We start from the raw sequence: 22202 nt of genomic DNA, 5'->3' as shown, positions 1-22202 counted from the left end.
AACCACCGATTTTTGTTGTTGGACTGGGTTGTGGCCCCAGCCGGGCCTAACCACGGGCATCTGTGGTTATGGGTCCCCGCGTTCGCGGGGACGACATCTGTTGTGTGGAGGCTGCGTGCCTCGTTTCTCGCGACGTTACAGACGTTCGACAATCGTGACGTTGGCCATGCCGCCGCCTTCGCACATGGTTTGGAGGCCGTAGCGCTTGTTGCGCTGCTTCAGAGCATGCAGCAGCGTCGTCATCAGCTTGGTGCCGCTTCCGCCGAGCGGATGGCCGAGCGCGATCGCGCCGCCGTTGACGTTGAGCCGGGCCGGATCGGCGCCCGTGGTCTTCAGCCACGCGGTCGGCACCGAGGCGAACGCCTCGTTGACCTCGAACAGGTCGATGTCGTCGATGGTCATGCCGGCCTTCTGCAGCGCGCGCTGGGTTGCCGGCAGCGGCGCTTCCAGCATGATCACGGGATCGCCGCCCATCATGGTGAGGTGATGGATGCGCGCCAGCGGCTTGACGCCGAGCGCCTTGAGGCCCTTCTCGTTGACGACCATGACGCCGGAGGCGCCGTCGCAGATCTGGCTGGCGCTGGCCGCGGTCAGCTTGCCGTTCTCGGCGATCAGCTTGACGCCCTTGATGCCGTCGAGGCTGGCGTCGAAGCGGATGCCTTCGTCGATGTGGTGGGTGTCGGTCGAGCCGTCGGCGCGGGTGATCTTCACCGGCACGATCTCGTCCTTGAAGTGGCCGGCTTGCGTTGCCGCGATCGCGCGCTGATGGCTGTTGTAGGAATATTCGTCGAGCTCATCCTTCGACAGGCCGTACTTCTCGGCCATCATCTCCGCGCCGGTGAACTGGCTGAAGACGATGTTGGGATACTTCGCCTCGATGCCGGGGCTCTTGTAGTGGCCGAAGCCGTTCTTGGCCGGCAGCGAGGAGGCGAGGCCCATCGGTACACGGGTCATCGATTCCACGCCGGCCGCGATCACGCAGTCCATGGTGCCGGACATCACGGCCTGCGCGGCGAAATGCAGCGCCTGCTGCGAGGAGCCGCACTGGCGGTCGATCGAGGTGGCGGGCACGCTCTCCGGCAGTTTCGAGGCCATCACTGCGTTGCGCGCGATGTTGGTGGATTGCTCGCCGGCCTGCATCACGCAGCCCATGATCACGTCCTCGACCTGCGCGGGGTCGACACCGGTGCGATCGACCAGTGCATCGAGCACGGTGGCGGCCAGATCGGCCGGATGCCAGCCGGCGAGACGCCCTCCCTTGCGGCCGCCCGCGGTACGAGCGGCGGCCACGATATATGCCTCGGCCATGTCTGATCTCCCTGATGTTCCGGATTGGGCGGCTTGTGAGTTGGGCCGGATCTAAGGGGCGGCTCAGCATTTAGTCAATCAATCAATTAACTCTTGAGTGCAGCCCCGCCATGGGCTTATGTGCGGCCTCGATTTACCGTCGAGCCCAGACCCAGAGAGCGGGACCAGAGCGCAGTTGAATACCAGCGTACCGACGAAACTTCAGGCCGGCAAAAATGCCACTGCCGACAAGCTATTGGTGGCAGCCAGCGAGCTGATGATCGAGCGCGCCTCGATCGAGGTCTCGCTGTCCGACATCGCGCAGAAGTCGGGCGTCAACGCCGCGCTGGTGAAATATCATTTCGGTAACAAGGACGGGCTGTTGCTGGCGCTGTTGGCGCGCGACGCCGCCACCGAGATCTCGCAGCTCGAATATCTCATCGGCCAGCCGATCACGCCGTCCGCGAAACTGCGCCTGCATATCGGCGGCATCATCCGCGCCTATCACCAGTTCCCCTATATGAACCGGCTGATTCATTATCTCCTGCACGAGAGTTCGCCTGCCGCGGCCAACGAGGTGTCGAAATTCTTCGTCGCGCCGCTGCTGGATTTTCATCGTCGCCTGCTCGCGGAGGGCATCAAGGCCGGCGAATTCCGCAAGATCGATCCGGTGCTGTTCTACACCAGCCTGATCGGCGCCTGCGATCACCTGTTCTTCGGCCGCCACGCGATGTCGCGCGCGGTCGGCGTCGGTCCGGTCACCGACGAGGTCTGCCGCGAATACATCAAGCACATGGAAGCCTTGATCTTCGGCGGCGTGCTCAATCCCGATAAGGAAACGGCAGCGGTCGCCGCCGGATAACAAGTTCAAGTCTAGAGAAGAAACGCTCAAGGAAAGGTTGTTCCCATGCAGTTGAAAGACGTTGCCGTTCTCATCACCGGCGGTGGCTCCGGCCTCGGTGCCGCAACCGCGCGCGCCATGGCCGCCAAGGGCGCCAAGATCGGCGTGATCGACCAGAACAAGGAAAACGCCGAGAAGGTCGCCGCCGAAGTGAAGGGCGTTGCCCTGCATGCCGACGTCACCGACGAGGAAGCGATCAAGGCGGCGATCGCCAAGGCCGAGGCCGCGCACGGTATCGCTCGCGTGCTGATGAACTGCGCCGGCATCGGCGGCTCGCAGCGCATCGTCGGCAAGGACGGCGTCTATCCGCTGGCGAAGTTCGTCCGCATCATCAACGTCAATCTGATCGGCACCTTCAACGTGCTGCGCCTGTTCGCCGAGCGGCTGGCGACCGAAGCCCCGATCGGCGAGGAACGCGGCGTCGCGATCAACACCGCGTCGGTCGCGGCCTATGAAGGCCAGATCGGCCAGATCGCCTATTCCGCCTCGAAGGGCGGCGTCGTCGGCCTAACGCTGCCGGCCGCGCGCGACCTCGCCAGCCTGAAGATCCGCGTCAATACCATCGCACCGGGTCTGTTCCTGACGCCGCTGCTGATGGGCCTCAACGAAGAAGCCCGCAAGAGCCTCGGCGCCCAGGTGCCGCATCCGGCCCGCCTCGGCGACGCTTCGGAGTACGGCAACCTCGCGGTCCACATCGTCGAGAACCCGATGCTCAACGGCGAAACCATCCGCCTCGACGGCGCCATCCGCATGGCCCCGCGCTAGCGCGAGCGCCGCTCTTCTTCCCTTCTCCCCCTGTGGGAGAAGGTGGCGCGGACGCAGTCCGCGACGGATGAGGGGTTCTCTCCGCGGAGAGAGACCCCTCACCCAATCGAATGCAAAGCTGACAGCGAACATGCCCTCTCCCACAAGGGGAGAGGGCGCAGCAACGAGCATCGTGTTCGCTGAACGGGCGGGAGCAAGATGTGACAAATCCGCTGCTGATCGAACATCATGACGGAACAGATTGGGTCACGCTCAATCGCCCGGAAAGCCTCAACGCGCTCGATCCCACGATGATCGATGCGCTCAACGTCTATTTCCAAAGCTTGCAGCGTAATCGCGACACCCGGGTCGTGGTGCTGAAGGGGGCCGGTGCGAATTTCTGCGCCGGGCTCGATCTCAAGCACGCGATGGCCCGCCGCGGCGGGCAGACCGAGCCGCCCGGCGTCACGGAGTCGCTGGACTCGCAGCGGCGCATCGCCGACATCGTGATGCTGATGCGGCGCTGTCCGCAGCCGATCATCGCGCTGGTGCAAGGGGCGGCCGCCGGCGGCGGCTTTGCGCTGGCGCTCGCCGCCGACATCCGCATCGCGGCGAAGAACGCGCGGATGAATTGTGCCTTCATCAAGCTCGGCTTGGGGGGCTGCGACATCGGCACCAGCTATTTCCTGCCGCGCCTCGTCGGGGTGTCGGTGGCTTCCGAATTGATCCTCACCGGACGTTTCATTTATGCCGACCGCGCGCTTGCCGTCGGCCTGGTGTCCGAGGTGGTCGAGGCCGCCGATCTCGAAGCTGCTGCCAACCCTTACGTCGATGCGATGATGACGGCCTCGCCGGTCGGGCTCCGCCTCTCGAAAGAATGCATCAACATGAGCGTCGATGCCGGCTCGATCGAAGCCGTGATTGCGATGGAAGATCGCAATCAGGTGCTGTGTAGCCGCTCCGAAGATTTCCAGGAAGGCATCAAGGCCTTTCTCGAGAAACGAAAGCCTGTCTATATCAGGCGCTGAGAACAGATCCTCAAAAGGACAAGAATTCCGGGAGACGCAAAATGGATGGAGACGCGGCGATGCTGACGCAACCCGCCTTCCGTAAGGTGGATTGGCTCGCACGTGACATCGCGGTCGAGCGGCGCGCCGACGGCACCATCGTCCTGAAGTCGCGGATTCCGCTCCAGGCCTACGAGACGCATATTCCGGCCTATCTCGCCAAATGGGCGGTGCGGGCGCCGGAGCGCATCTGGCTCGCGCAACGCGGCGGCCCCGACCGGCAGTGGCGCAAGGTCTCCTATGGTGAAGCCAAGCGCACCGTCGATGCGCTGACGCAAGGCCTGCTCGATCTCGGCGTGACCGACGGCCGGCCCGTTGCGATCCTGTCCGGCAATTCGATCGAGCACGCGCTGATAACGCAGGCCGCGATGCAGGCGCGGTTGCCGGCTGCGCCGGTGTCGCCGGCCTATTCCTTGATGAGCCAGGATCATCTCAAGCTCAAATATCTGTTCAACCTGATCAAGCCCGCCGTCGTGATGGTGCAGGATGGACCTGCCTTCGAGAAGGCACTGAAGGCGATCGATCTCTCCGGCATCACGGTGGTCCACGTCCTGCGTCCCTGTGAAGGCATCAAGAGCATGGCCTTTGCCGAGCTCGCGGCAACGAAGGTCACGGCTGATGTCGGCGCGTCGATCGCGAAGATCACGCCCGACACCACAGGCAAGCTGCTGTTCACCTCGGGCTCGACCGGCATGCCCAAAGCCGTCATCAACACCCAGGAGATGATGTGCGCCAACGCGGCGATGATGATGCAGGTGCGCCCGCGTGAAACCGCTGGCCCGATCCCGACCGTGCTCGACTGGATGCCGTGGAATCACACCATGGGCGGCAACGCCGCGTTCAATCCGGTGCTGGTCGACGGCGGCACGCTCTACATCGACGACGGCCGGCCTATGCCGGGCCAGCTCGAGGAAACCATCAGGAACCTGCGCGAGGTGTCGCCGACCTATTACGCCAACGTGCCGGCCGGCTATGCGGCGCTCGCGGCTGCGATGGAGAAGGACCAGGCGTTGTGCCAGAGCTTCTTCAAGAACCTCTCGATCATGGCCTATGGCGGCGCCCGGCTGCCCGACGATCTCTATGACCGCATGCAGGCGCTTGCGGTGAAGACCACGGGCGAGCGCATCGTGTTCTACACCGGCTGGGGTTCGACCGAGACCGCGCCGACCTCGACCGGCACCTACTGGGACACCGAGCGCGTCGGCCTGATCGGCCTGCCGTTCCCCGGTGTCGAGCTGAAGATGGTGCCGTGCGGCTCGAAATACGAATTGCGGCTGCGCGGGGTCAACGTCACGCCCGGCTATTTCGGCCAGCCGGACCTCACGGCGAAGATGTTCGACGAGGAAGGCTTCTACTGCATCGGCGATGCCGGCGTGTTCGTGGATGCCGAGGATCCGCTGAAGGGCATCATCTTCGCCGGCCGCGTGGTCGAGGATTTCAAGCTGACCACCGGCACCTTCGTCCATGTCGGCTCGCTGCGCACCGATGCGATCGCTGCCGCGACGCCGGTCGTGCATGACGCGCTGGTCGCGGGGCAGGATCGCGAGTTCATCGGCCTGCTGTGCTGGCCGAACCTGCACGCCTGCCGCCAACTCGTCGGCAATGCGGATGCGAGCTACGAGGATGTGATCCGGCATCCCGAGGTGGTCGCGTGTCTCAAGAATGGTTTGCAGGCGCACAACGCATCCAACACCGGCAGCAGCATGCGCATTGCGCGTGCGATGCTGATGGTCGAGCCGCCGTCGATCGACGGCAACGAGCTCACCGACAAGGGCTACATCAACCAGCGCGCCGGCCTCGAACGCCGCGCCGCGCTGGTGGAGAAGCTCTATGCCGGCAGGCCCGGCGACGATGTGATCGTGCTGTGATGAAGCCAAACTCTCTCCTCTCGTCATTCCGGGATGCGCCGCAAGGCGCAGGCCCGGAATCCATCAAGCCGCATAATCCGTTGATCGATGGATTCCGGGCTCGCGCTTCGCGCGCCCCGGAATGACGGCTAATTGAAACGACAAGAACGAAAAAGGAAAACGCCATGAATTTCGATTTCTCCGACGAACAGAAGCAGATGCGCGACGAGGCGCGGAAGTTCCTCACCGAACAGTGCCCGCCGAAGGCCGTGCGCGAGGTGCTCGACGGCAAGGCGCCCTACGACAAGGCGCTATGGAAAGGCCTCGCCGAGATGGGCTTCCTTGGAGTGGCGATCCCGGAACAGTTCGGCGGCGCGGGTGCCGGTCATCTCGAGCTCTGCGTGATCGCCGAGGAAATGGGCCGCGCGCTGGCGCCGGTGCCGTTCTCCTCCACCGTCTATCTCGCCGCCGAAGCGATCCTGATCGCAGGAAGTGACGCACAGAAGCAGAAGTGGCTGCCGAAGATCGCCTCCGGCGATGCCATCGGCACGCTGGCGCTGTTCGAGGGCAAAAGCAATCCGTCGCCGAAGGCGATCAAGGTCACGGCCAATGGCGGCGTGCTCAACGGCGTCAAGAAGCCGGTTGCCGACGGTGCGATCGCCGATTTCGCTGTTGTCGCCGCGCGCACCGGTTCGAGCGGCCGCGAGTCCGATATTTCCCTGTTCATCGTCGATCTCAAGGCCGGTGGCGTCGAGGTCAAGTCGCTGACCAATATCGATCTCACCCGCGGCCAGGCTGAGATCACCTTCAAGGACGCCAAGGCCGAGCCGCTCGGCGCGGCCGGTGAGGGCTGGAGCGTCATCACCCAGGTGCTGGATCGCGCCGCCGTGTTGACGGCGTTCGAGCAGGTCGGCGGCGCCGACCGCGCGCTGGAGATGGGCCGGGACTATGCGCTCGACCGTATCGCATTCGGCCGTCCGATCGGCTCGTTCCAGGCGGTCAAGCACATGCTGGCCGACATGTATGTCTCGGCGACCCTGGCGCGTTCGAATTGCTACTACGGCGCCTGGGCGCTCTCGACCAATGCCGGCGAATTGCCGGAGGCCGCGGCCGCCGCGCGCATCAGCGCGACGCAGGCGTTCCAGCACTGCGCCAAGAACAACATCCAGGTCCATGGCGGCATGGGCTTCACCTGGGAGTTCGACTGCCACATGTACTACCGCCGCGCCAACGCCGTTGCGCTTGGTCTCGGCAGCCTGTCCTATTGGGAAGACGCGCTGATCGACCGCATGCGCAAGAAGAACGCGGCGTAATTCCACGATTCGTCATTCCGGGGCGCGCGCAGCGCGAACCCGGAATCCAGAGGTTGGGAATCGAGATTCCGGGTTCGATGCTCCGCATCGCCCCGGAATGACAGAAGAGACAGACCATGAATTTCGACGATACCCCGCAGGAAGCCGCATTCCGCGCCGAGGCGAAAGCCTGGATCGCGGCCAATGCGCCCAGGCAATATGAGGACGAGCTGCGCAAGGCTTCGCTTGGGCGCGTTGCGCTCAAGGGCGTCAACATTCTCGAGGTCGCCAAGGCCTGGCAGAAGAAGAAGGCCGATGCCGGCTGGGCCTGCTTGCACTGGCCGAAGGACTATGGCGGCCGCGGCGCCTCGCCGATCGAGCGCGTGATCTGGCAGCAGGAGGAGGGGCCGTTCGGCCGCCTCAGCTCGATGTTCATCATCGGCCACGGCATGTGCGGCCCGACCATGATGGCGTTCGCCGGCGAGGAGCAGAAGCGCAAATATCTGCCGCCGCTCGCCTCCGGCGAGAAGATCTGGTGCCAGCTGTTCTCCGAGCCCGCCGGCGGCTCCGACGTCGCCGGCCTGCGCACCCGCGCCGAGAAGAACGGCGACGAATGGGTCATCAACGGCCAGAAGATCTGGACCTCGGGCGCGCATTATTCCGACTACGGCATCCTGCTGACCCGCACTGATCCTGATGTCGCCAAGCACAAGGGCCTCACCATGTTCTTCCTGGACATGAAGAGCCCGGGCGTTGAGGTCAGGCCGATCAAGCAGGCGAACGGCGCCTCCGACTTCAACGAGGTCTATTTCACCGACGTGCGGATTCCGGACTCGCAGCGGCTCGGCAATGTCAATGACGGCTGGAACGTGTCGCTGACCACGCTGATGAACGAGCGGATGTCGATCGGCGCCGGCGTCGCCACCGGCTTCCCCGAGTTGTTCGACTTCTGCAACAGCCTTATGCTGGAGGATGGCCCGGCGATCGAGAACCGCGCGGTGCGCTCCAAACTTGCGGACTGGGCGGTGAAGGCGAGCGGGCTGAAATACACCAGCATGCGCGCGATCTCCGCGCTGTCGCGTGGTGAACGCCCGGGGCCGGAGAACTCGATCGGCAAGCTGGTCGCCGGTTCGATGATCCAGGACGTCGCGACCTACGCGCTCGATCTGCAGGGTGCCGCGGGCGCCTTGAGCGGACCCGAGGATGCCGAAGTCGCCGGCAAATTCCAGGCGATGTTGCTGCGCGCGCCGGGCACCCGCGTCGAGGGCGGCACCGACGAGATCATGCGCAATATCATCGCCGAACGCGTACTCGGTCTGCCCGGCGACATCAGGGTCGACAAGGACGTTCCCTTCAACAAGATTCCGACCAAGGGCCGCGCCTGAGCGCGCGCAACTGAAAGAGGTTCGCCATGAATTTCGATGACACGCCGCAGGAAGCCGAATTCCGCGCCGTCGCCCGCAAATGGATCGCTGCCAACGCGCCGAAGGAGTTCGAGGAGGAGCTCTCGAAGTCCTCGCTCGGCCGCATCCGACTCGCCAAGCACGACATGGTCGAGGTCGGCAAGGCCTGGCAGAAGAAGAAGGCGGAAGGCGGCTGGGCCTGCCTGCACTGGCCGAAGGAATATGGCGGCCGCGGCGCCACCCCGATCGAGCGCGTGATCTGGCAGCAGGAAGAAGGCGTCTACGGCAAATTGACCCAGCCGTTCCAGATCGGCGAGGGCATGTGCGGCCCGACCGTGATGGCCTGGGGCAGCGAAGACGCCAAGCGCCGCTATCTCCCGAAGCTCGCCTCGGGCGAAGAGATCTGGTGCCAGCTGTTCTCCGAGCCCTCGGCCGGCTCCGACGTTGCCGGTCTGCGCACCCGCGCCGAGAAGAAGGGCGACAACTGGGTCGTCAACGGCCAGAAGATCTGGACCTCTGGCGCGCATTACTCCGACTACGGCCTGTTGATCGCGCGCACCGATCCGAATGTGCCCAAGCACAAGGGCCTCACCATGTTCTTCCTCGACATGAAGAGCCCCGGCGTCGAGGTCAGGCCGATCAAGCAGGCCAACGGCATGCAGGAGTTCAACGAGGTCTATTTCACCGACGTCGTGATCCCGGACAGCCAGCGGCTCGGCGCAGTCGGCGAGGGCTGGAGCGTGTCGCTGACCACGCTGATGAACGAGCGCATGTCGATCGGTTCGCGGCTTGCGACCGGCGTCCCCGAGATGTTTGAGTTCTGCTCCAATTTGATGCTGGAGGACGGTCTTGCGATCGATGATCCGGCGGTGCGCTCCAAGCTTGCGAGCTGGGCGGTGAAGGCGAGCGGGCTGAAATACACCAGCTACCGCGCCATCTCGGCGTTGTCGAAGGGTGAGCGTCCCGGTCCGGAAAACTCCATCGGCAAGCTCGTCTCCGGCCTGATGCTGCAGGACATCGCGACCTATGCGATGGATCTCGAGGGCGCGGCAGGCAGCCTCACCGGCACCGACGAGGAGCAGGCCAACGGCCAGTTCCAGCAGATGCTCTTGTCATCGCCTTCGATGCGCATCGCCGGCGGCACCGACGAGATCCTGCGCAACATCATCGCCGAACGTGTGCTGGGTCTGCCGGGCGATATCCGCGTCGACAAGGACGTGCCCTACAACAAGATCCCGACCAAGGGGCGTTGAGCATGGATGCGAAAACGCCCGGCGCGCGCTACCCGACCGAAGACCGCATCGGCGCGCTCGAGGAATTGCTCAACGAGCGCTATTCGGTGCGCGCGTTCCAGCCGCGCGAGGTGCCGCGCGACACCATCGAGCACATTCTCACCACCGCGCAGCGCACCGCGTCCTGGTGCAACAGCCAGCCCTGGGAAGTCCTGATCGTCTCCGGTGAGGCCAAGGAGCGGTTTCGCAAGGCGATCTATGCCGAGGCCTCGCGCGGCCTCGGCGATGATTACGACTTCACGCCACCGCGCGAATATGTCGGCGTCTATCTGGATCGCCGCCGCGAAAGCGGCTTCCAGCTCTACAACACGCTCGGCATCGCGCGCGGCGACAAGGCGGCCTACGCCAAACAGGCACTGGAGAATTACAATTTCTTTGGCGCGCCGCACATTGCCGTGATCCACACCAACGAGCCGCTCGGAATCTATGGAGCGATCGATTGCGGCGGCTATGTCTCGAACTTCATGCTGGCAGCGCAGGCGCTCGGGCTCGGCACCATCCCGCAGGCCGCGATCGCGCGTCATTCCGGCCTGATCCGCCGTCACTTCAACCTGCCCGATGACCGCCGGGTTGTCTGCGGCATCTCGTTCGGCTATGCGGATCACGCGCACAAGGTGAACAGCTACCGCACGTCGCGCGCAACTGTGGCGAATACTGTCACATTCGTCGATGTATAATTTCCTCAAGGCGGGAAGGTCGGTTCACCCTCCCGCCGAGGACAAGAAGAAACGGCAAGAAGAACGACTTGAACAACAATGGCGAATAACGCCTCCCTGACGCCGGCTGAGATCAGCTGGCAGTTGCACCGTCTGCCTGCGCTCGAGCGCGACGCGTTCATCGCTTCGCATTATCTCGGACAGCCCGTCGCCTGGAAGACCCGCTTCTTCGACGCGATCGACTGGGGCGCGGGCTCAGTGCTGCAATTCAGCTTCCTGCAACGCGGCTGGCACCGCCATTCGCGGCTCGACAATCCGATCTATGCCTATATCGACATCGAGCAACATCCGGAAACGCGCGGCCTGCGCCGCGGCCGGCGGATCGATCTTGAAGGCACGATCAAGGGCATCGATTTCGTGACCGGGATTACGCTCGCGCTGGACCGGTTCGAAATCCTGCCGGTCAATTTTCTCGACCGCTTCGTCATCAGCTCCGACAGCCGCTACTAGCGCTTGCGTCCCGCCACCGCGCGGCGCGGCGGCGCCTCGACATAGCGTGCGGCCATCGCGCTGGTGAGTTCGGTCATCTTCTCGCGCAGCTCGTCGGGCGCGATCACCTCGGCCTCGGCGCCGAGCCGCAGCAGCTCGGTCGCGGCATGCCACACCGTCTTGCCGACCGGCATGGTGGCGACGTGCCATCCGTCGGCGTCGGTGTTATCGGCGAGCCGCATCCGCGCCTTCACGTAAGGATGCGCCAGCGCATCGAACAGCTTCAGCCCGAGCGGCGACAGCCGCACCGTGGCCTCGTTCGGATGCAGTTCGGCCTCGAGCCGCTCGATCGAGGCGCGCCAATAGGCGGCGAGATCGAACTCCGCCGGCCGCGTGAACGGCGTCTCGAGCGCCGTGCAGTCCAGCACCCGCGCGACGCGGTAGCTGCGCACGCTGCCGTCGACGAGGCCGGCGAGATACCAGCTGCCACCCTTCAGCACGAGGCCGAGCGGCGCCACCCGCCGCCGCTTCTCCGCCTTCCAGCTCTGGTAGCGGATCTGGATCAAATGTTCGCGCAGCACGGCGCCGGCAATGGCGCGCAGATGCTTCGGCTCCTCGGTCTCGCCGAACCAGCCGGGTGCGTCGAGATGGAAGCGTTGCTGCATCCCTCTCGCGTTCGGGCGCAGGTTCTCCGGCAAGGCCGCCATCAGCTTGGTTTGCGCCGCCACCATCGCGGCGTCGAGGCCGAGCGCGGCGGCGGGACCGGGCAGGCCGGCCATGAACAGCGCCTCGGCCTCGCCCTGCGACAGCCCGTTCAACCGAACGCGGTAGCCGTCGAGCAGGCGATAGCCGCCCTCGGCGCCGCGATCGGCATAGACGGGGACGCCGGCGGCGGCGAGCGCGTCGATGTCGCGATAGATCGTGCGCACCGAGACCTCATTGGCTTCCGCCAATTCGGGCGCGGTGACCTGCCCCCGTGCCTGCAGGGTGGTGAGGATGGAAAACAGCCGGCTCGCGCGCATCGCCAGATCATACCTGACACAAGATGTCAGGTATAGGCGGATAAGGAGGCCATGCCCCAGACGGCGCAAGGAGACCTGCCCATGACCACCGCTGCACCCACCGACCGTGTCACGCTGTATTACTCGCCGCAGAGCCGCGCCACCGGCACCCGGGTGCTGCTGGAGGAGCTCGGCGCACCCTACGATCTGCACATCCTTAACATGAAGGCGGCCGAGCAGCGCAAGGCCGCCTATCTCGCCATCAATCCGCTCGGCAAGGTGCCGGTGATCCGCCATGGCGACGCGCTGGTGACCGAGCAGGTCGCGATCTTCATCTATCTCGCCGACCTGTTTCCGCAGGCCGGCCTGACGCCGGCGCTGAACGATCCGCGCCGCGGCCCGTATCTGCGCTGGATCGCCTATTACGGCTCGTCGTTCGAGCCGGCGGTGATCGACCATTTCATGAAGCGCGACCCGGCGCCGATCACGCAGTCGCCCTATGCCGATTACGACACCATGCTGGGCGCGCTGGAAGCACAGCTCGCAAAGGGGCCCTATCTGCTCGGCGAGCAGATCACGGCGGCCGACATCCTCTGGGGCATTGCGCTCTCCTGGACCATGATGTTCGGCATCGTGCCCAAAAGGGACGTGTTCGTCCGCTATGTCGAACGCATCACCGCGCGCCCGGCCTTCGAACGGATATCGAGGGCCGATGACGAGATGGCGGCGCAGCATGCAGCGGCGGCCGGCGTGTGATACGATCGACGGATGGTCAAGGAGCTCTACACCACCAACGTCGTCAACACCTTCGTCCGTGTCGCGGAGGATTGCCCCGCGCGCGCCGGCGAAGAGCCGCGGCCCTATGGCGGCAAGCCGACGGTAGGCACGCTGCAATACGCCATGCTTGCCGGCGCGCCCTACAAATACACGTCCGACGACGTCGCCGCTCGGAAAACGCTTCGGCTGGGGCGTTCACGCCGACGCCGAAGGCCGCATCGCGATCTACGCCGTCGACAGCAAGCGCTACCATGCACTCGCCGGCGACCCTGAGATCGAGCAGACGCGCGCGATGCGGAGCAAGCGGGCGTGAGGGGAGTGGCTACAACCGTCATTGCGAGGAGCGATAGCGACGAAGCAATCCATCGGTCCGCATATGCGGTTGGATGGATTGCTTCGCTTCGCTCGCAATGACGTAGCAAAGGCCGAGCGTACCATTAGTTCCGTCATCCCCGCGCAAAGGCTTCGCCTTTGTCGCTGGAGGTGCGAGCTCTTGCGAGCCTCGAAGGATGCACGGCCACCAGCCGGGCCGCCGACCCTTCGAGACGCGCGTTCCGCGCTCCTCAGGGTGACGGTATTGGCAGCGCAGGCCGTCGACCTAAAACCGCGGTGCCCGCTTCTCCGCGAACGCCTTGATGCCTTCCTTGATCTCGTCGCCGCGCATGCTGTCGCGGTGGCGCTGGTCGGCGGCGGCTTCGTCCAGTTCGCCGCGGGCGAATTCGTTGACCGCGCGCTTCATGCCGGCCATCGCCTTCGGCGCATTGCCGGCCAGGATCGTTGCCAGTCTGTCGACCTCCTCGTCGAGCAGGTCGAGCGACACCATCGCGGTGAGGTAGCCGATCCGCAGCATCTCCGGCGCCGAGATCTTCTGCGCGGTCAGGAACAGCATCTTGGCGTTGTCGACGCCGAGCCTCGTGACGTAGCGCTGGATGCCGCTCTTGTAATAGTGCAGGCCGAGCCGCGCCGCCGGCATGAACATTTCCGCGGTATCGACGCCGATGCGGAAGTCGCAGGCGAGTGCGAGGTCGGTCGAGCCGCCATAGACGCCGCCATTGAGCCGGCAGATCGTCGGCACGCTCAGATCCTCGAGGCGGTTGACCACCACCTCGAACGCCGAGCCCGCGCTCTGCTGCTCGTTGGCGCTCACCGCGCGCTCGGCCACCGAGTTGAGGTCGTAGCCGGCCGAGAACGCGCGTCCGGTTCCGGTCAGCACCAGCACGCGGATCGCAGGATCGGCCTCGATCCGGTCGAACAGTCTGACGAGCTCGCCGAGGTCCTCGGCCTGCAGGCGGTTGAGGTGCTTCGGCCGGTTGAGGCGGATCGTGGCGCGTGCGCCTGATATTTCGAGCACGGGTCCGCTGGCAGTGTCGGCCAACTCGGCCATATCGGTCTCCATCATTGATTCTCGAGTTCGCGCCGCTTCGCCTCGGCGTCGATGGTCTCGGCGAGATCGGGATGCCTTGCCATCAACAGGCGGAAATCGACCAGGTCAAGCACCAACAGCTTGGTGACCTTGCTGGTCGAGACGCTGGCGCCCCGCTTGGCGTTGCCAAGCAACGCCATCTCGCCGAAGAACGCGCCCTCGCCGAGCTTCACCTTGCGTCCGGGCAGGTCGACCTCCACCTCGCCGGCGGCGACGAAGTACATGCAGTCGCCATTGGTGTCCTTGCGGATGATCATGGTGCGCGGCGGCAGGTCCATCGTCCGCAGCACCTGGGTGACGTCGGCGATCGCGGCCGGGCCGAGATGCGCGAAGAACGGCACCTTGCTGACGGTCTCCCAGGTTCTCAGAAAATTGTCGCGGCGGGTTTCGGCGGCAAAGCCGGTCGCCAGAATACCGGTCCACAGCCCGAACACGCCGAGGCCCGAGATCATCACCATGGCGGCGACGATGCGGCCGAGCGGGGTGATCGGCACCACGTCGCCATAGCCGGTCGTGGTCAGCGTCACCACCGCCCACCACAGCGCGGCCGGCACGCTGCCGAAGGTCTGCGGCTGGACGTCCCGTTCCAGGAAATATTCGGCGACGGAGGCCAGAAACACCACCATCAGGAAGATCACGAGCACGCTGAGCAGCGGGCCGGACTCCACCACCAGCACGCGCCGGAGCTGGCGCAGGCCGGGGATGCCCGGCACCACCTTCAGCACCCAGAGCACGCCGAGCAGCCATGCGGTCTTCGGCTCGAGGCCGGCGAGCAGCGCCAGCGGCACGGCCAGCGCGCCGATCGCATCGACGATGCCGGCGCTGGACAGCTGGTAGAACCAGAACTTGTCCTGCCGCCGCATATGCCGCACCCGCACCAGCCATTCGAACACGAAATAGGCAAGGCAGGCCCACAGCAGCGCATCGACCCAGTGCGGCACCGCGTCATAGGCCGGCGCCACCGTCAGCAGCGCCATCATCGCGACACCGACGGTGACCGCGACATAGGCTGCCGTGGTCATGTTGCGGCCGGCGGTGGCGGAAACGAAGCGCGTCAAGGCCGGAAGGACGAGCGGCTTGGACATCGGAACGGAGCTTGCCTGTCGCTGAACTGCTGGAATCGAGGCCCTGCGAATGGCGGGGCATGCGTCACAACGTGCCTCTCCCGGTTGAGGCCGTCAACGCGCAGGCTTGCTGCGGCATGATCGCGGCGAAAGTCCGATATGTTGGACGAATGGCCTAACCTTGTTGGCCCGATTTTGCGCCCGCGAATGTGAGAAATCAGACAAATCGTCGCTTTTTCCCGTATATCAGGGATGCTGGGCGACGCGATAGCTATGCGGCGCGGGCAGGCAACCCGGTCAGGAATGAAGCGACTAATAAGGCGATCTTATTCACTTCTTGAGAATTGGCTGGTTTCCGATGGATACCTCACATCTCGCGCAGCACGCCGGCGCGGCCGGCAGTTTCTTCGCATCGATCTTCGTGGTCGCCACGCTGTCGATGCGCACCATGATCCCGCTCCGCGTCTTCGCCATCCTGACCAACATCATCCTGATCGCGACCGCGGTCCCGACCCACAATTACGCGACGCTGATCCTGCATGCCGTGCTGCTGCCGGTGAACACCTATCGTCTGCACCAGATGCTGCAGCTGGTCCGCAACGTGAAGAGATCTGTCAATAGCGATCTGTCGATGGATTGGCTGAGGCCGTTCACGACGGAGCGCAAATTCAAGGCGGGTGAAGTCCTGTTCTACAAGGACGAGAAGGCCGACAGCATGTTCTACATCGTCAGTGGCCGCTTCCGCCTGGTCGAGTCAGGCATCGAGCTGCCGGTCGGCGCCCTGGTCGGCGAGTTCGGAATGCTGTCGCCGTCGAACACGCGAACCCAGACGCTGGAGTGCGTCGAGACCGGCATGGTGCTGTCGGTGACCTATGACCAGGTCGAGCAGCTTTACGTCCAGAACCCGGCGTTCGGCTTCTACTTCCTGCGTCTGTCCAGCGCCCGCCTGTTCCAGAATATCGCGACGCTCGAGCAACGGCTCGCGCAGCACGCCACCCCACAAGTGGCGGAGCCGAAACCTGCATGAGCCCGGTGACGAGTTCTGGAGGCGCCGCAGTGCCGGATGACGACAGTCTGCTGGCTTCGCTTCGCTATCTCTTCGCCGACATCATCGGTGACGAGGACGAGGGGCCGCCGGTGCTGCCTGACGCCTGCCCGGACCATCTGGGGCCGGCCGTCACCGAGGCCATCGATCTATTGATCGCCTATCAGAGCACGAGCTACGCCCAGCTCTATATCGACCGGCTCAAGCGCTTCGTCGGCCGCCGCGGCGTTGACGATGCGCTGCTTGCCGAGATCGCGCGGCTGATGGCCGAGCGCATGGCCTATGAGGACGCGATCCGCATCGCCCAGCTCAAGCTCGGCGAAGTCCATGCGGCGGGTGGCCTCGCGGCGCGCTCGGTCGACGACGTCAAGAAGCTTCGCCTCGACGAGTTGATCGATGCCCTGCCGGCGATGGTCGCCGATCCGGTGCTTGGCGTGCTCGATCAGTTCGGCTGGCGCCGTCGCCGGGTCTCGATCCGCTTCAGCGCCAACAACCGCTTCAGCGTTCGCCGGCTCAGGATCGAGGCCGGCCTGAAGCGCTGGAGGCTGTTCTCGGGGCGCTATGCCAAGGAGCGTGCCTGGGTCGAGCGCTGGCTGCACATGATCGACCGCAGCTTGACCAAGCAGCCGGGCGCAGCCTCAGCTGTCGTAGAGACCGCGACCATGATCCAGGGCTACGGCGATCCCTATCGACAGGGCATCGCGGACTGGCATGTGATCATCGACGGGCTGGTCAAGCCGACCTTCGATGGCGTGCTTGCGCTTCCCGATCTTGCCGATGCCATCACCGAGGCCCGCGATGCCATCATGCCCGATCCGCGGCAGGCCGCGCTGAAGCGCAAGATCGCCGAGATTCGCGCGCGGGCGCCGGCAAATCCATCACCGTCATCCTGAGAGCCTGACCGAAAAAGAAAGTTGAGTGATTTCAGCCCGTTGTGATTCCTTCGTGTTTGCGAAGACTCGAGGGAGCACAACATGTGTTGGACCGAAATCACCCGAGAACAATATCGGCGCGACGGACTTCGTTATGCAAGCGACACGACGGATGCGGAGTGGAAATTGATCGAGCCGTTGATGCCTGCGCGATGTCGGCGCGGCCGTCCGCGCGAGATCAATCTGCGCATGATCATGAACGCAATCCTCTACATTGGAGCCAGCGGCTGCCAGTGGCGGGCGCTGCCGAAAGACTTCCCGCCATGTTCGACGGTTCAGTATTATTTTTACAATTGGCGCGGGTCTGGTGTGTGGCGCAAGATCAATGACGCTCTGGTCCGGCGCATGCGAGAACGGCAAGGACGCAACTCCACTCCAACGGCAGGGATTATCGACAGCCAGAGTGTGAAGACCGCGGAAAATGGCGGTCCGAGCGGCTTTGACATGGCCAAGCGGGTCAAGGGGCGCAAGCGTCATATCGTCACCGATACCGAGGGGTCCTTGCTGGCTGTGCAGGTGCATCCCGCCAACCTTCAAGACAATCACGGCGCAGTCCCGCTGCTGCGGATCATTGGCCGCCTGTTCCCCAGCCTGCGCCACATCTTCGCCGATCGCGTCTATCGTGGTCCAAAGCTGCTCGATGCCATCGCAGATCTGGGTCCATGGACGATTGAAATCGTCACCCGCTCGCAGAGCGTTGGAACGTTCAAAGCCGAACCTCGACGTTGGGTCGTCGAGCGTACGTTTGCCTGGTTCGGCCGCAATCGACGGCTTGCCAAAGACTTCGAGGCAACCATCGCCAGCGCCGAGGCATGGGTTCATATCGCAAGCATCCGCCTGCTGTCCCGTCGACTGGCCAGAGCCTGAGATCTCAAGGACCTATTTTGAGTCAGACTCTGAGGAGCGAGCACTTGCGAGCCTCGAAGGATGCGCGGCCCGACTGGTGGCCGTCGACCCTTCGAGACGCGCGAAGACGCGCTCCTCAGGGTGACGGGGCACGCGTGCAACGGTTGGCTTTCCGCGAAGCCTACTGCTTGATGTGCGGCGGCTCGTCGTAGCCGTGGCGGCTGGAATAGAACAAGAGGCCCATCAGGCCGACGCCGACCACGATCAGGAGCGCAATTCCGATCGTGAACAGGACGATGCCATAGGCCGGCACCGGAGCGTCTACAGTGAGCCCTTGATAGGCGTAGGCACCGACGGCGGCGAGAAGCACCAGCAGGCCGATGCTGATTGCAATGCGCATGCATAGCTGCCTTTGCTGCGGGCCAAGAGACGGGCAGGTTGCAGCACGGCAGGTTGCGCTGATTATCCCACCGCAGCGGTGACCTTGGCCAACGCCTGCTGTCCGGCTTCGGTGAGCTCGGAAAGCGTCGTCCTGCCGCTCCTGGCGCATTTGATGATGTATCGGGCAACGCGCCTGCGGGTGTCATGTTCCTCGCCGTGAAGCGCGCCGGCGCAGACGCGGTCGAGCGCAAAGTTCATGGCAGCGAGCGTACCTGAATCAAATCGTTCCTCGATCATCGCAGCTCTCCCATCGCAACTCTCTTGAGGCGCGCGGCTATTTGCGGAACGTCAGCGACTCGCTGATCTCCATCACGGCCTCGCTCTGTCTCGCTTTCTTCATCAACGTTTCGCGTTCCCGTCCCGGCGGTAGCTTGCGTGCTGCAATGCGGGAATCTTCGGCGAATTTTTGCAGGCGATCCTCGAACGATCCGGGAGGCCGTGACCTGTTGCGCTTCTTCTTGATCATGCTGCCTCCGAGCTGGAACCAGCGATATTAGGCATGTTCCCGAAACGTCGTCGTTAACCCATGACATCGGGTTGAACGAAATCGTCGTCAGGACCGCAGGAACGATCTCCGGCGCCATACGTAAAACCCGCGCGTTCGCTGCCTTGCTCCCCGAAAGGCAGTGAACCACTCCGGTGACGGGCCTCGGCGAATTGATCGCCGGGGCCCGCATATCCTTGGAGAGAGGGCGCTGGCGCACCCGGCCGAGTCGCGCGCTCAAACCGCTCCGAAGACCTGCCCGCGAAAATGGAACGCGCCAAATGACGCGGGATCCGAAATTGACCGGCGTTTTCGCTGTGCAGCAACTGCGGCAATGCGGCAGGAACGATGACCCTACGCCATCGTTGGACCTCGGAGATCGATGGAGAACTGATATGGCGATGGACGAGAAGGAGATCGGAAACCTGATCGGCAGCGACAAGGTCGAGGGTACTGCGGTCTATGGATCGGACGAGCGCAAGATCGGTACGATCGAGCGGGTGATGATCGACAAGAAAAGCGGACGGGTATCCTATGCCGTGCTCGGCTTTGGCGGCATCCTCGGGCTCGGCAACGACCATTATCCGCTGCCCTGGCAATCGCTCAAATACGACACCAGGCTAGGCGGCTATGTCACCGGTGTGACCGAGAGCCAGCTGCGCGGCGCGCCGAAATACGGCAGCGAGCGGGACTGGAATTGGGCCGATATCGGCACCACACGCGCGGTAAACGACTATTACGGCGTGCCGCTCGTTTGAGCGGCGAAATCCACAAGGCATCGCGCTTCACGGGCGACCGCCCGGGTAGCTGAGTTGTCCGGCGCTTGAAGACGTACCCGTTACGTCGTCCGGCGTCTGTACACTAGTGAACAGACGTCAAGAGCGGTGCAATGTAACATACGTTATTGAAAACGGCCCGGCAGTTACCCGATTAAACAGGCGGGGAGATCAATGTCGTTGGCGTCGCTAGTCCGGAAGCTGGAGCAGTTTGTACGGCTTTCGCCGGTAGACCATGTCATTCTCAATCGCGCGTCGACCGAGCGCGTCCGGCATTTTGGCCCGCGCGTCGATATCGTCCGTGAAGGCGAGAAGCCGAAGGATGTCCACCTGATCCTGTCCGGCTGGGCCTGTCGCTACAAGCAACTCGAGGACGGAAGGCGTCAGGTGGTGTCGTTCTTTCTGCCCGGTGACATTTGCGACGTGAATGTCTTCATCCTGCGCGAGATGGATCATTCGATCGGCACCATCACCGCAGTGTCGATCGCCGACCTCTCGCGCGAATTCTTCGACAAGGTCGCAGCCGGACATCCGCGTATCGTGACCGCGTTCTGGTGGGAGACCCTGGTCAATGCGGCGATCCAGCGCGAATGGACCATGAGCCTCGGCCAGCGCACGGCGCTGGAGCGGATGGCCCATCTGCTCTGCGAGATCTGGCTTCGCCTGCGTCTCGCCGGCCTGACCCAGGGCGACAGCTGTGACTTCCCGCTGACCCAGGGCGACCTCGCCGACGCCACCGGGCTCTCGAAGGTGCACGTCAACCGAACCTTACAGGAGCTGCGCGCCGACGGCCTGATCGTGCTCAAGGGAAAGACCCTGGCGGTGCCCAAGCTCGACCGGCTGATGCGTGCAGCCCTGTTCAACCCGAACTACCTGCACATGGATCACGAGGGACGGCAGCTCGATGCCGTCCCGGTGTCGCCGGATGCGGTGGCGGGGTGATCGGCGCGTCATTCGGGGGAGGCGCAACGCGTTGTCCTCGGCGGTGCAGGCAGGGTCGGGCGCGTCCCAACGGACTGCCCGCGAGTGCCCTAACCAGACGGCACACCGGATTCCCGGTGCTGTCCTAGCTAGGACACTTGCAGATGGGAACTAGGACCCCCCGCCGTGACTTACATAGGTGAATGCGGTCCACCCGAGAAGGCTGCTGCCATGTTCATACCGGATCACTGGGACGCAGTGGATTACAGCTTCATCTGCTTTGCCGGAGCGTCGTTAATCGCTCTCGTCGCCAGCGTGAGCTGGCTCCTGATGGGGTGATGGATCACCCACCAACCTGATGGACGAACAGGACCTTTGGTCTCAGCTAGTGCTCACTAGCTGGGGCCGTTTTTTACTCCGGTGCTACTCGGCCTTGTTGGGGGGCGTCTGCTGCTGCGTTGAAAAGGTAAGCTTCAAATCCTCAGAGCGTTCGTAGAACAGATAGATGGCACCCAGTACGAACGCCTTGGCGCTTTGCTTTGGAAATTTAAACGGCCCCAAACAGGGGGCCGCCAACCCGTCCCGGAGGCGGGTTTTCCTCCAGCAGTCGGGGGGCTACCTGTCTGGCTGGGGGCCCGAAACAGAACTCGCTGCCAAGCCGATTGTTCCAGTAAATGTTCGCGATCTGAATAAATAGGAACAGATCGCGATCCACAGGAAGTTATGGGGCTAGAACATTTTGCTGAGCTTCCAGGTAGTCCTACCGAGAACAACGGCGGCTAAGCATCGGTTGCTATTCGCTTAATCCGAACTGGGACACCCTCAAATTCAACTTGGGAGACGGGGGCTTAAATGCGGACAGCACCGGATTCCCCGCCTGAATCGGGCGAACCAGCGACCCCGGCACCGGAGGTTTCACGGCGCCGAGGGTCGCTACTCCCGATGGGCTTGGGGGCTAAGGTCGGGAGCTCCGAGTCGACTCTCCATGTTCCGCTTCGTTCCAGGCGGCGCCTCCCAATTCCTGTCCGCTTGTGTCCCAATCAAGACAGCCGCTGAAATTGCCGGCGGAAAGAATCTTCCAGGACATAACCTGTGTTATCGAACGACGTTTGATATCGTACTCAGATATTTCGTCACCGCACGGCCCCTGGCACATACCGGTGATGAGAGCCGCATCGCTCCCGCTCAACCCAAGCAGGGAGCAGCGCCATGCAAACGCGGCGTCGTTTCAAGCAGACCGAAACCCTACAACAAAGGCTCGCGGAGTTCGCGGCCGAAAACCTGAAGCGGGCGAGCAACATGCCTGCCGGGGTCGAACGCGACAATCTGATCAAACGAGCCCGTCAGGCAAACGCGGCCGCTCACATCGATGAGTGGATCAGCTCGCCCGGCTTGCAGTCGCCGAAGTGATCACGGCATGTCGCTTCAATCGACCCCGGACCCAGACGTTCCGCTTTAGGAACAGTCCCAGCGCGCCGGACGTTTCCATTTCGGTGATTGGACGATCGCCAAAC

23 protein-coding genes and 1 pseudogene are annotated in these 22202 nt (G+C 63.8%); 17 read left to right on the top strand and 7 right to left on the bottom strand.

The window, feature by feature from the left end:
- Positions 1-135: 135 nt before the first annotated feature.
- Positions 136-1308 carry an acetyl-CoA C-acetyltransferase gene (locus H8A95_RS04100; RefSeq protein ID WP_163155486.1) on the bottom strand — a complete coding sequence of 391 codons (1173 nt, stop codon included), beginning with the start codon at positions 1306-1308 and terminating at the stop codon, positions 136-138.
- Between the two features lie 118 nt (positions 1309-1426).
- Here H8A95_RS04100 and H8A95_RS04095 point away from each other — a divergent pair, with 118 nt between their 5' ends.
- From H8A95_RS04095 to H8A95_RS04055, 9 genes are all read left to right on the top strand, one after another.
- Positions 1427-2149: a TetR family transcriptional regulator gene (locus H8A95_RS04095; protein WP_420839328.1), complete on the top strand. Its 723-nt coding sequence runs from the start codon at positions 1427-1429 to the stop codon at positions 2147-2149.
- A 45-nt stretch (positions 2150-2194) separates the two neighbouring features.
- Entirely contained in the window at positions 2195-2953 is a 759-nt protein-coding gene (locus H8A95_RS04090) for an SDR family NAD(P)-dependent oxidoreductase (protein WP_066513200.1), read from the top strand.
- A 200-nt stretch (positions 2954-3153) separates the two neighbouring features.
- Positions 3154-3960: an enoyl-CoA hydratase/isomerase family protein gene (locus tag H8A95_RS04085; RefSeq protein WP_229182011.1), complete on the top strand. Its 807-nt coding sequence runs from the start codon at positions 3154-3156 to the stop codon at positions 3958-3960.
- A gap of 41 nt (positions 3961-4001) precedes the next feature.
- Positions 4002-5867 (top strand): AMP-binding protein, encoded by a 1866-nt coding sequence (locus tag H8A95_RS04080; RefSeq protein WP_229182008.1) that lies wholly within the window; start codon positions 4002-4004, stop codon positions 5865-5867.
- A 164-nt stretch (positions 5868-6031) separates the two neighbouring features.
- Positions 6032-7159: an acyl-CoA dehydrogenase family protein gene (locus H8A95_RS04075; protein WP_229182006.1), complete on the top strand. Its 1128-nt coding sequence runs from the start codon at positions 6032-6034 to the stop codon at positions 7157-7159.
- A 116-nt stretch (positions 7160-7275) separates the two neighbouring features.
- Entirely contained in the window at positions 7276-8523 is a 1248-nt protein-coding gene (locus tag H8A95_RS04070) for an acyl-CoA dehydrogenase (RefSeq protein WP_229182004.1), read from the top strand.
- A gap of 26 nt (positions 8524-8549) precedes the next feature.
- The gene (locus H8A95_RS04065; protein WP_229182002.1) at positions 8550-9794 is read left to right on the top strand and encodes an acyl-CoA dehydrogenase; all 1245 of its coding nucleotides are present in this window, start codon (positions 8550-8552) and stop codon (positions 9792-9794) included.
- A gap of 2 nt (positions 9795-9796) precedes the next feature.
- Positions 9797-10510, top strand: coding sequence for a nitroreductase (locus H8A95_RS04060; RefSeq protein WP_229182000.1), 714 nt, complete (start codon positions 9797-9799; stop codon positions 10508-10510).
- Positions 10511-10588: 78 nt separating this feature from the next.
- Positions 10589-10999, top strand: coding sequence for a hypothetical protein (locus H8A95_RS04055; RefSeq protein WP_229181998.1), 411 nt, complete (start codon positions 10589-10591; stop codon positions 10997-10999).
- On the opposite strand, the gene H8A95_RS04050 is transcribed toward H8A95_RS04055, so the two are convergent.
- Positions 10996-12000 (bottom strand): helix-turn-helix transcriptional regulator, encoded by a 1005-nt coding sequence (locus H8A95_RS04050; RefSeq protein WP_229181996.1) that lies wholly within the window; start codon positions 11998-12000, stop codon positions 10996-10998. The two genes, H8A95_RS04055 and H8A95_RS04050, sit on opposite strands and share 4 nt — an antisense overlap.
- Before the next feature lie 81 nt (positions 12001-12081).
- On the opposite strand from H8A95_RS04050, the gene H8A95_RS04045 reads away from it, so the two are divergent.
- Both H8A95_RS04045 and H8A95_RS04040 read left to right on the top strand, forming a co-directional pair.
- Positions 12082-12735: a glutathione S-transferase family protein gene (locus H8A95_RS04045; RefSeq protein WP_229181994.1), complete on the top strand. Its 654-nt coding sequence runs from the start codon at positions 12082-12084 to the stop codon at positions 12733-12735.
- A gap of 12 nt (positions 12736-12747) precedes the next feature.
- Positions 12748-13069: pseudogene (locus tag H8A95_RS04040) on the top strand (DUF6157 family protein).
- Between the two features lie 285 nt (positions 13070-13354).
- On the opposite strand, the gene H8A95_RS04035 reads toward H8A95_RS04040, so the two are convergent.
- Both H8A95_RS04035 and H8A95_RS04030 read right to left on the bottom strand, forming a co-directional pair.
- Positions 13355-14140, bottom strand: a complete 786-nt coding sequence (locus H8A95_RS04035) for an enoyl-CoA hydratase/isomerase family protein (RefSeq protein ID WP_229182023.1) — start codon at positions 14138-14140, stop codon at positions 13355-13357.
- A gap of 11 nt (positions 14141-14151) precedes the next feature.
- Positions 14152-15264 (bottom strand): cyclic nucleotide-gated ion channel, encoded by a 1113-nt coding sequence (locus H8A95_RS04030; protein WP_229181992.1) that lies wholly within the window; start codon positions 15262-15264, stop codon positions 14152-14154.
- A 337-nt stretch (positions 15265-15601) separates the two neighbouring features.
- Here H8A95_RS04030 and H8A95_RS04025 point away from each other — a divergent pair, with 337 nt between their 5' ends.
- From H8A95_RS04025 to H8A95_RS04015, 3 genes are all read left to right on the top strand, one after another.
- Positions 15602-16270, top strand: coding sequence for a Crp/Fnr family transcriptional regulator (locus H8A95_RS04025; protein ID WP_163160621.1), 669 nt, complete (start codon positions 15602-15604; stop codon positions 16268-16270).
- On the top strand, positions 16267-17181 hold the full coding sequence (locus tag H8A95_RS04020) for a DUF6537 domain-containing protein (RefSeq protein ID WP_229181990.1): 915 nt from the start codon (positions 16267-16269) through the stop codon (positions 17179-17181). Before H8A95_RS04025 ends, H8A95_RS04020 begins: the two co-directional genes overlap by 4 nt.
- A gap of 81 nt (positions 17182-17262) precedes the next feature.
- The gene (locus tag H8A95_RS04015) at positions 17263-18087 is read left to right on the top strand and encodes an IS5 family transposase (protein ID WP_229181989.1); all 825 of its coding nucleotides are present in this window, start codon (positions 17263-17265) and stop codon (positions 18085-18087) included.
- 160 nt (positions 18088-18247) lie between these two features.
- Here the strand turns inward: H8A95_RS04015 and H8A95_RS04010 are convergent, their stop codons facing one another.
- From H8A95_RS04010 to H8A95_RS04000, 3 genes are all read right to left on the bottom strand, one after another.
- Positions 18248-18466: a hypothetical protein gene (locus H8A95_RS04010; protein ID WP_229181987.1), complete on the bottom strand. Its 219-nt coding sequence runs from the start codon at positions 18464-18466 to the stop codon at positions 18248-18250.
- Between the two features lie 62 nt (positions 18467-18528).
- Complete coding sequence (locus H8A95_RS04005; protein ID WP_229181985.1) at positions 18529-18744, bottom strand: hypothetical protein; 216 nt, start codon at positions 18742-18744, stop codon at positions 18529-18531.
- 37 nt (positions 18745-18781) lie between these two features.
- On the bottom strand, positions 18782-18973 hold the full coding sequence (locus tag H8A95_RS04000) for a hypothetical protein (RefSeq protein ID WP_229181984.1): 192 nt from the start codon (positions 18971-18973) through the stop codon (positions 18782-18784).
- A 413-nt stretch (positions 18974-19386) separates the two neighbouring features.
- On the opposite strand from H8A95_RS04000, the gene H8A95_RS03995 reads away from it, so the two are divergent.
- The 3 genes from H8A95_RS03995 to H8A95_RS03985 all read left to right on the top strand — a co-directional run bounded on the left by H8A95_RS03995 (position 19387) and on the right by H8A95_RS03985 (position 22098).
- A complete protein-coding gene (locus tag H8A95_RS03995) occupies positions 19387-19749 on the top strand; it encodes a PRC-barrel domain-containing protein (RefSeq protein WP_229181982.1) in 363 nt (120 codons plus the stop codon).
- Positions 19750-19947: 198 nt separating this feature from the next.
- A complete protein-coding gene (locus H8A95_RS03990) occupies positions 19948-20709 on the top strand; it encodes a Crp/Fnr family transcriptional regulator (protein ID WP_229181980.1) in 762 nt (253 codons plus the stop codon).
- 1188 nt (positions 20710-21897) lie between these two features.
- Complete coding sequence (locus H8A95_RS03985) at positions 21898-22098, top strand: hypothetical protein (protein WP_229181979.1); 201 nt, start codon at positions 21898-21900, stop codon at positions 22096-22098.
- The last annotated feature ends 104 nt before the right edge of the window (positions 22099-22202 follow it).

Origin of the sequence: Bradyrhizobium oropedii, from assembly GCF_020889685.1 — a bacterium.
Taxonomy (GTDB): domain Bacteria; phylum Pseudomonadota; class Alphaproteobacteria; order Rhizobiales; family Xanthobacteraceae; genus Bradyrhizobium; species Bradyrhizobium oropedii.
This window is presented reverse-complemented; position numbering and strand designations above follow the sequence as displayed.